9 protein-coding genes are annotated in these 8,140 nt (G+C 63.8%); 1 reads left to right on the top strand and 8 read right to left on the bottom strand.

Features of this window, described 5'->3' with window-relative positions; translation table 11 throughout:
- Positions 1-155: 155 nt before the first annotated feature.
- From V7756_RS14920 to V7756_RS14910, 3 genes are read right to left on the bottom strand one after another with little or no spacing between them, the layout of a single operon-like run.
- Positions 156-1,076: a biotin-dependent carboxyltransferase family protein gene (locus tag V7756_RS14920; protein WP_335610986.1), complete on the bottom strand. Its 921-nt coding sequence runs from the start codon at positions 1,074-1,076 to the stop codon at positions 156-158.
- Complete coding sequence (gene pxpB, locus V7756_RS14915; RefSeq protein WP_335610985.1) at positions 1,073-1,780, bottom strand: 5-oxoprolinase subunit PxpB; 708 nt, start codon at positions 1,778-1,780, stop codon at positions 1,073-1,075. The genes V7756_RS14920 and pxpB overlap by 4 nt, the downstream gene beginning before the upstream one ends.
- Positions 1,777-2,520 carry a 5-oxoprolinase subunit PxpA gene (locus V7756_RS14910; RefSeq protein ID WP_335610984.1) on the bottom strand — a complete coding sequence of 248 codons (744 nt, stop codon included), beginning with the start codon at positions 2,518-2,520 and terminating at the stop codon, positions 1,777-1,779. Before V7756_RS14910 ends, pxpB begins: the two co-directional genes overlap by 4 nt.
- 167 nt (positions 2,521-2,687) lie before the next feature.
- Here V7756_RS14910 and V7756_RS14905 point away from each other — a divergent pair, with 167 nt between their 5' ends.
- Positions 2,688-3,380, top strand: a complete 693-nt coding sequence (locus V7756_RS14905) for a type 1 glutamine amidotransferase domain-containing protein (RefSeq protein ID WP_335610983.1) — start codon at positions 2,688-2,690, stop codon at positions 3,378-3,380.
- 135 nt (positions 3,381-3,515) lie between these two features.
- On the opposite strand, the gene V7756_RS14900 is transcribed toward V7756_RS14905, so the two are convergent.
- The 5 genes from V7756_RS14900 to V7756_RS14880 all read right to left on the bottom strand — a co-directional run bounded on the left by V7756_RS14900 (position 3,516) and on the right by V7756_RS14880 (position 8,138).
- Positions 3,516-3,947, bottom strand: a complete 432-nt coding sequence (locus V7756_RS14900; protein WP_335610982.1) for a PaaI family thioesterase — start codon at positions 3,945-3,947, stop codon at positions 3,516-3,518.
- Between the two features lie 22 nt (positions 3,948-3,969).
- Positions 3,970-4,851, bottom strand: coding sequence for an alpha/beta hydrolase family protein (locus V7756_RS14895; protein ID WP_335610981.1), 882 nt, complete (start codon positions 4,849-4,851; stop codon positions 3,970-3,972).
- Complete coding sequence (locus tag V7756_RS14890; protein WP_335610980.1) at positions 4,841-5,395, bottom strand: TetR/AcrR family transcriptional regulator; 555 nt, start codon at positions 5,393-5,395, stop codon at positions 4,841-4,843. The genes V7756_RS14895 and V7756_RS14890 overlap by 11 nt, the downstream gene beginning before the upstream one ends.
- A gap of 198 nt (positions 5,396-5,593) precedes the next feature.
- The gene (locus V7756_RS14885) at positions 5,594-6,637 is read right to left on the bottom strand and encodes an AbrB family transcriptional regulator (protein WP_335610979.1); all 1,044 of its coding nucleotides are present in this window, start codon (positions 6,635-6,637) and stop codon (positions 5,594-5,596) included.
- Positions 6,630-8,138 carry a tripartite tricarboxylate transporter permease gene (locus V7756_RS14880; protein WP_335610978.1) on the bottom strand — a complete coding sequence of 503 codons (1,509 nt, stop codon included), beginning with the start codon at positions 8,136-8,138 and terminating at the stop codon, positions 6,630-6,632. Before V7756_RS14880 ends, V7756_RS14885 begins: the two co-directional genes overlap by 8 nt.
- Positions 8,139-8,140: the final 2 nt, after the last annotated feature.

Below are 8,140 nucleotides of genomic sequence, written 5' to 3'. Positions count from 1 at the left end.
TTAGCATCTATCCCCTGGCGCATCGACGCCGTAGAAGGGAGAGGGAGGAGACCATCTCATCGGGTTCCATCCCGGCCTGCGGTGGAGTGGCTGATGCCACTGGTCGAGATGGAACCCGACCCTCCCAGGAACAAACCTGTGTGAGTTCTGAAGGTTCAGCTTTCCCAATTTGCCAGCAGCGCCAGATGCTCCTGTCTTGCCTGTTGCTGGCTGATCGGCTGCAGACGCAGCCTTTGCCCCGGTGCGCACTGCGCCAGGCGCGCCAGCGAGGCGGGCGTGAGGGCGCCGAGGCGGGGGTAGCCGCCGATGGTCTGGCGGTCGTTCAGCAGCACTATCGGCTGGCCATCCGGCGGTACCTGCACGGCGCCCAGCGGGATACCTTCGGAGATCAGCGGCGCGCCCTGATAGCGCAGCGCCGGGCCGGTCAGACGCATGCCCATGCGGTCGGCGCGTTGATCCAGGGTCCAAGGCTGATTGAACAGCGCAAACAGGCTGGCGCCGCTGAACTGGTTGCCTTGTGCGCCCAGCAGTAGCTGCAATCTCACCTCGGCGGTGTAATCGGGAATAGCTGCTACCGGCATCTGGCGCGGGCTGACTGATCTGCTGTCATAGCTCAACTGGTCAGCCACCTTCAGTGCTGATCCGTCACCCTGCAGCCCACCCAGACCTTCCCGCATCACGGTCGCGACCGCGCCCAGCACGGCTGGTGCCTGAAAGCCGCCGGCTGCAGCAAGATAACCGCGCACGCCGCTTTGAGGCGTATTGAAGCGCAACACCTGCCCACGGCGAATGGTAAAGGCCTGCCAGGGCGCGAGCGGCTGCTGATCCAAAGTGGCGGCCAGATCGGCGCCGGTCAGCGCCAGCCAGCCATCGGCTTCAGCCGTGAGCGTCAGCCCGCCAAGCGGAATTTCCAGCACGCAGGCATCCAGCGGGTTGCCCAGCAGCCAGTTGGCCCAATGCTGGGCAATCCAGTCCAGCGCACCGCCCTGGGTCACGCCCAGATGGCGCACGCCAAAGCGGCCACCGTCCTGCAGCTGGGCAAACCCCAGGGTCTGTTCGACGCGCAAGCGGCTCATGCGCCTGACTCCATGGGTGTATCGACGCCGCCCAGGCGCAGAAATTCGGCATGATCGACCGCCACAAAGCGTACCCGGTCGCCGGGTTTCAGCAGGCTGTAACCTTCCCGCTCGCGGTCAAACAGCGCCAGCGGGCAGCGGCCGATCAGGTTCCAGCCGCCGGGTGAGGGCAACGGATACACCGCCGTCTGCCGCTCGGCGATACCCACGCTGCCCTGGGGTAGTCGTTGGCGCGGGGTGGCCAGGCGCGGCGCGGCAATACTCGGGTCGACCAGACCCATGTAGCCGAAACCGGGAGCAAAGCCGAGGGTGAATACCGGATAGTCGCGGCTACAGTGCCGCTCGACCACCTGCTCTGGTCGGCAGCCGGCGCGCTGTGCCAACGCAGCCAGATCGGGCCCGACGCTGGGGTGATACCACACCGGCAGCTCGTGGCGCTGACCGCTGGCGGCCGCCTGCTGTGGTTGTAAATCCATCAGCGCCTCGCGCACCAGAGCGCAGGCTTGCGCCTCGCTAAATTGGCGGCAATCGTAGTGCAGCAGCAAGGTGCTGTAGGAAGGCACCAGATCTATCAATTGACTGCCGAAAGCCTGCTGCAGCCGCTCGGCGGCGGCCATCAGCCAGGGCATGTTGGTCTCTTCGATCTGGTCGAACAGCCGCAGCATCAGGCTGTCGAGGGCAACGGTTTCAATCCGCAGCTTCACAGCGCGTCCAGCGCTGCACGGATGCGTGCCACTACCGCAACGGACTCGGCGTTGTCGCCGTGTACGCAGAGGCTGTCGGGCTGCAGATAGAGCGCGCTGCCATCACTGGCGATCAGCGGCACGCCACGGGCGAAGCTCAGCGCCTGCTGCAGAATGCGGTCAGGATCGTGATGCACGGCGCCTGGCTGACTGCGCGGCAGCAGATAGCCCTCGGCGTCGTAGCCGCGGTCGGCAAAGGCCTCGAACCACAGGCTGATGCCCTGCTCCGCTGCCAGCGTTTCGGCCTCGCTGTTGTCGCGCCGGGCCAGCAGCATCAGCGGCAGGCTGGCGTCGAAAGCAGCCACCGCGCGCATCACGGCGCGCAGCAGCTCGGGCTTGCGCATCATGTCGTTGTAGAGCGCGCCGTGCGGTTTGACGTAGCTCAGCGTGGTGCCTTCGGCGCGGCACATGGCCTGCAGCGCGCCCAACTGATACAGCAGCATGTCTTCCACTTCCTGCGCGGAGCAGTTCATCGATCGGCGGCCAAAACCGGCGAGGTCCGGGTAGGACGGGTGCGCACCGATGCGCACACCGCGCTGCGCTGCCAGCGCCACCGTGCGGCGCATGATGCCGGGATCTGAGGCGTGGAAGCCGCAGGCAATGTTGGCGCAATCAACGTGTGGCATGACGGCTTCGTCCATGCCCATGGTCCAGGCGCCGAAGCTCTCGCCCATATCGCAGTTGAGGGTTGGCTTGTGCATGCGCTCTTCCTGTTGGCGTCCGTACGGCAAAGGGAACGAATTGCCGGGTTGGCTGCCGGATTTAAAGTGTATTCAAGCTGTTTGGCGCCCATCGCGCACCGCAGCTGTCATTGCTATTAAGGCAAGGTCTATTCAGACCAGTCTTTTCAGACAAAAGGGACGACGATATGAAGATTCTCATGGTTCTCACCTCGCACGACAAGCTTGGCGACACCGGCAACAAGACCGGCTTCTGGCTCGAAGAGTTTGCCGCACCCTATTACGTGCTCAAGGACGCCGGCGCCGAGGTCACCCTGGTCTCGCCCAAGGGCGGCCAGCCACCGCTGGACCCCAAGAGCGCCGAGCCCGATGCTCAGACCGCCGCCACCGAGCGCTTTGATGCCGACGAACTGGCCCAGGCGCAGCTGGCCGGCACCCTACCGCTCGCCGAGGTTTCCGCCAGCGATTACGACGCGGTCTTCTACCCCGGCGGCCACGGCCCTATGTGGGATTTGCATGAAAACGGGGACTCCATCGCGCTGCTCGAAGCATTTGCAGCAGCAGACAAACCCATAGGCGCGGTATGCCACGCTCCGGCCGCGTTGCTCAGAGTGAAGGGTAAGGATGAAAGGTCGCTGGTCACCGGCAAGCGGGTGACGGGTTTTTCCAATACTGAAGAAGAAGCCGTAGGTCTCACCAAGGTGGTGCCTTACCTGCTGGAAGACGCGCTAAAGCAACAGGGTGGCCAATACAGCAAGGCCGACGACTGGGCAGAATACGTGCTGGTCGACGGAAAGCTGGTGACCGGGCAGAACCCGGCCTCATCGGAAAAGGCAGCGCAAGAGCTGATCAAGCTGCTGAACATGCTACCCGGCAGCTGAGCTTCCGCTACCAAGCCATGACTCAAAAAGGGCGCTCATCGAGCGCCCTTTTTAATTGTGCACCCGGCAGGACAATTCCCTTTACAGCCAGCATCCCATCCGCAGTATTTGCTTCCAGCTTCCAGCTTCCAGCAATCAGCTCAAAATCATATTGGTCGCCGTCGCATAGGCATACAACGAACCGGATTCGTCGCGCAGATACCCCTCTGAGATCACCAGCCGACGTGTCTTGTTGATGACCTTGCCTTCGGCAATCAGTGTCTTGTTGAAGGGCACGGGTTTGCACATCTTCACGTTCAGCTCGATAGTGCCGTAGCCCTCGCCTGCACCCAGCATGGTATGCGCCGAGCAGCCGGTCACCGAGTCCATCACGGTCGCAGCAAAGCCGCCGTGCACGCCGCCCAGCGGGTTGGTGTGGGTTTCGTTGGCGGTGGCTTCAAATACCACACGGCCTTCTTCGGCCAGCTTGATCTGCATGGGAATGGTCTTGGAAATCGGCGCCAGGGGCAGCTTGCCGGCGGCGGCCGCCTGCATTATCTGCAGGCCGGTCATGTCTTTCAGGTTCATTGCGGTGTCCTTGTGGGGAGAATCAGGCTGCTCGTGCGGCCGTACTGAGCTGATCGAACCAGTCCAACGCGTCCTGCCAGAGCGGCTGGGCGTGCGGGCGAAAATAACCCATGTGGCCCAGCGGCTTGAGCTGGCGGCTGGCCGGGTCGATGGTGACGGCGCGGTAGTCGGCATTGCGGTACGCCGACATGAAAGCGTCGCGTGAGGCGGGTGAGGCCCAGAGATCGTCGGTAGCGCTGACCGCCGTCAGCGGCGTAGTGATCGCGGCGAAACGCGCTTCCAGCTCGGGCATATGCGGGTCCTCAAAGAAGTAGCGCGGATAGCGGCACCAGTGCTTCCACTTCTGGTACACGCCCTTGGGCAGATCTTCGCCCATGCCCAGTTTGCGCCAGGCCAGGTAGCCCTTGGTGCGGACGATCAGCGGGCCGAGCACACGCCACATGAACAATACGCGCAGTTGCTCGCCGCGTGGCATCCAGCCGTGCCAGCCCGCGCCGGTGCCAAAGGTGTACAGGCCGCTGATGGCGCTATGGTTGGGCAACAGGCCAAAGGCGTGGCCGCCGAACGAGTGGCCGACCATATACAGCGGCAGGTCGCTGGCTTTGAGGTAGTCGACGCCCGCTGCCAGATCCTGCTCGGCCCAGTCGAGATAGTCCATCTCAAAGCCGCGCAGGCTGGCTGGTGCCGAGGCGCCGACGCCGCGGTAGTCCAGCGTCAGGGTGCTGTAGCCACGGCTGGCGGCGTACTCGGCAAAGCGCCGGTAAAAGCCCTGGGGGACGCCGGTAGCGCTGCCGACCAGCAGTTGGCCGATGAGCTGGCTGGCCGGGTAAAGGGTCGCGCTGAGCGCATAGCCGTCGGCGGCGTTCAGGGTCAATGGCTGCGGGGCAATCACTTTAGTGCTCATGCTGGAAAACCTTCTGTTGCAATCGAAGCTGCCCCAGCAGAGCGCGAAAGGCACGCTCCAGCGGCAGGGTGTCGCCGGCCACGCGGGCCATGATCAAAGCGCCTTCGTAGCTGGAAAACAGCAGCGCGGCCAGGTCTTCGCTGTAGTCGGCCGGATAGCCGGCGGCGCTGATGTGCGCGGCAAACTGGCGGTGTACGCGCTCGAAGCTGTGGTTGATTGCCAGGCGCAGGTCCAGATCATCCGGGCTGCTGTCGAGCGCTGCAGCCGCCAGCGGGCAGCCGAGGCTGAACTCGCTGGCCTGCATGCGCCTTAGGGCGCTTTCGATCCAGTGTGCCACGGCGTCCAGCGGGTCTGCGTGCTCGGCAAACAGACGCCCGAAAAAGCGCTCCAGCTGGTCGGCGGTCTGCGCGATGGCCGCCAGCGCCAGCTCTTCCTTGCCGCCCGGAAAATGGTGATAGAGGCTGCCCTTGGGCGCCTTGGCCTGGCTCAACAACCGGGTCAGGCCGGTACCGTGCAGGCCGTTGCGTTGCAACGACCTTTGCATGGTATTTATCAATCTGGTGCGGGTATCTGGGTTGTTCATGTTGCTATTTATAGACTGATCGGTCTATTGGGTAAAGTGGTATTTCAAGTTGCTTGCCCTGGTTCGATTGCCTCTGGTCGTCAGCCGAGCCGGACGCGGAGCGTCCTGAGCGCCATTCCCACGCGGAGCATGGGAACGATCATCCAGTCTGAAAGAAACCTATTTTTCCGGGCTGAATCTCTGCCAAAAAACAAACAACGGCTCAGCCAGAAACATCACCAGAAACAGCCGCAAGACCTGCAAGGCCGTGACCAGGGCAACCGAGAGATGCAATGCCTCGGCGGTCAGACACAGCTCGGTGATACCGCCCGGCATCATGCCCAGCATCAGGCTGACGCGGTCGACATGGCCAAACTGGCTGAGCAGCGTTGCTGCGCCAACGGCCACCAGCATCGCCAGCAGGGTGAACAGCAGCACGCGCAGCAAAAAGGCCGGTGCCTTGCGGAAGAAAGCGCGATCAAAATGGCAACCCAGTGCACTGCCGATCAGCCACTGGCCGGCGTCGCTGGTGCCGGGCGGCAGGGCGATATTGATGTCCAGCAACACGCCACCGGCGGCGCAGACGATCAATGGCCCCAGCATCCAGGGGTTGGGCTGGCGCAAACGGCGCAGCAGCAGGGCCAGCAAGCCACCCAGGGGGAGCAGCCAAGCGAGGGTAAGCAGGTCAGTGGGCAGCGGTGCTGGCGCTGCGACCGGTGGCAAGGCCCAGGTGAAGAGCGCGGGAATCAGCAGTACCACCATCAGCAGCCGCAGGCTGTGGGCGGCCACCACGTTGGCGATGTTGGCCTGGTGCCGTGCGCCGATGACGGCCATTTCGCTGGCGCCGCCGGGCATGCTGGCAAAGTAGGCGGTGGCCCGATCCAGGCCGGCACGGGTGAGAATGCGGATGCCGATGAGACTGAGCGCAAAGGTGCCGCAGGCACCCAGCAGAATCAGCCCCAGATGGCCGAGCACCTGTTCGAATACGGGTGTGGTGAAGTGCAGGCCGATAGCGCTGGCGACGATGAGTTGTCCGGCCTGACGTGAGCCGGCGGGCGGGGTGCACAGCCAGCCGCTGCAGCGCAGCAGAATCACTGCCAGCAGCGAACCGGTCATCCACGGCAGTGGCCAGCCCATCAGGCTGGCGAGAAAGCCACCCAGCGCCCCGCAAAGCGGCGCGCTGGCAAACCGCAGCCAGCGAAGCTGGCCGCCAGCCTCAGGCATTGGCCAGCGCCAGGCTGCGCTTGGCGCGGTAGCGACGCCAGAACGGCAGCGCGACCATCACCGCGACCAGTACCCAAAGGCCAATGGCAATCGGGCTGGAGAACAGAATGCCCAGATCGCCATTGGAGATCGACAGCGCGCGGCGCAGGTTGCTTTCCATCATGTCGCCGAGAATAAAGCCCAGCAACAGCGCGCTCAGCGGGAAGTCCAGTTTGCGCAGCAGATAGCCGAAGATGCCGATGGCGATCATCAGGAACAGGTCGAAGGTGGTCGCGTGCACCGCGTAGACGCCAATCGAGGTGATGATGGCGATGGCCGGCACCAGCGTCCAGTTGGGCACTGACAGAATGCGCGTGAATACCTTGATCATCGGCACGTTCATCACGATCAGGATGATATTGGCGATGAACAGCGAGGCGATCAGGCCCCAGACGATATCGGGCTGATTCTGGAACAGCAACGGGCCGGGGGTGATGTTGTACAGCGTCAGCGCGCCGAGCATCACCGCCGTAGTGCCGGAGCCGGGAATGCCCAGCGTCAGCATGGGGATCATCGAGCCGCAGGCCGAGGCGCTGTTGGCGGTTTCCGGTGCAGCCAGGCCGCGCAGATCGCCATCACCGAAGCGGCCGCTGTCACCAGCCAGGCGCTTCTCCGACATATAGCTCACGGCGCTGGCCAGGGTCGCACCCGCACCCGGCAGCACGCCGAAGATAAAGCCCAGCACGCCGCTGCGCAGGTTGGTGGCCAGGACAAAGCCGCCTTCCTTGAGATTGAACAGCATGCGACCGCTGGTCTTGAGCGCGGTCTGGCCGTGGTGGGTGCGCTCCAGCAGCATGAGAATCTCACTGATGCTGAACAGGCCGAGGACCAGCACCACAAACTGGATGCCGTCTGACAGACCCAGGCTGCCGAAGGTAAAGCGGTAGACGCCGCTGTTGGCGTCGATGCCCACGCACGACAGCATCAGACCGATCAGCACCGCCACGGCGGTCTTCACTGGCTTGTCGCCGGCCATGCCGGCCAGGCAGACAATCGCGAAGACCATCAGCATGAAGTACTCCGCCGGCCCGAAGGACACCGCCCACTGCGCCAGCAACGGCGCGAAGATGATCACGCCAAGGGTGGCGATCATGCCGCCGATAAAGGAGCTCCAGGCGGAAATGGATAGCGCGACACCGGCCTTGCCCTGACGCGCCAGCGGATAGCCATCGAGGGTCGTCATCACCGCCGAGGCTTCACCGGGAATGTTCAGCAGGATGGAGGAAATACGTCCGCCGTATTCGCAGCCCAGGTACACCGAGGCGAGCAGGATCAGCGCGGTTTCCGGCGGCAGGCCGAGGGCGAAGGCGACCGGAATGAGCAGCGCCACGCCGTTGATCGGACCCAGGCCCGGCAGCAGGCCGACAATGGTGCCAATGGTGGTGCCAGCCAGGGCGGTCACCAGATTGTTGGGGCTCAGCGCGACGTCGAAGCCCTGTCCGAGATAGTGCAAGGTATCCATGA

It is taken from the genome of Halopseudomonas sp. (assembly GCF_036961105.1).
GTDB lineage: Bacteria > Pseudomonadota > Gammaproteobacteria > Pseudomonadales > Pseudomonadaceae > Halopseudomonas.
The sequence above is the reverse complement of the archived record's forward strand: the minus strand, read 5'-3'. Positions and strand labels throughout refer to the sequence as shown.

What these genes read in the sequence shown, in the direction of transcription:
- V7756_RS14890 (WP_335610980.1), bottom strand. Translation starts at nt 5,395, where the DNA reads ATGCAAAGGTCGTTGCAACGCAACGGCCTGCACGGTACCGGCCTGACC.
- V7756_RS14880 (WP_335610978.1), bottom strand. Translation starts at nt 8,138, where the DNA reads ATGGATACCTTGCACTATCTCGGACAGGGCTTCGACGTCGCGCTGAGC.
- V7756_RS14895 (WP_335610981.1), bottom strand. Translation starts at nt 4,851, where the DNA reads ATGAGCACTAAAGTGATTGCCCCGCAGCCATTGACCCTGAACGCCGCC.
- V7756_RS14910 (WP_335610984.1), bottom strand. Translation starts at nt 2,520, where the DNA reads ATGCACAAGCCAACCCTCAACTGCGATATGGGCGAGAGCTTCGGCGCC.
- V7756_RS14885 (WP_335610979.1), bottom strand. Translation starts at nt 6,637, where the DNA reads ATGCCTGAGGCTGGCGGCCAGCTTCGCTGGCTGCGGTTTGCCAGCGCG.
- V7756_RS14900 (WP_335610982.1), bottom strand. Translation starts at nt 3,947, where the DNA reads ATGAACCTGAAAGACATGACCGGCCTGCAGATAATGCAGGCGGCCGCC.
- V7756_RS14905 (WP_335610983.1), top strand. Translation starts at nt 2,688, where the DNA reads ATGAAGATTCTCATGGTTCTCACCTCGCACGACAAGCTTGGCGACACC.
- V7756_RS14920 (WP_335610986.1), bottom strand. Translation starts at nt 1,076, where the DNA reads ATGAGCCGCTTGCGCGTCGAACAGACCCTGGGGTTTGCCCAGCTGCAG.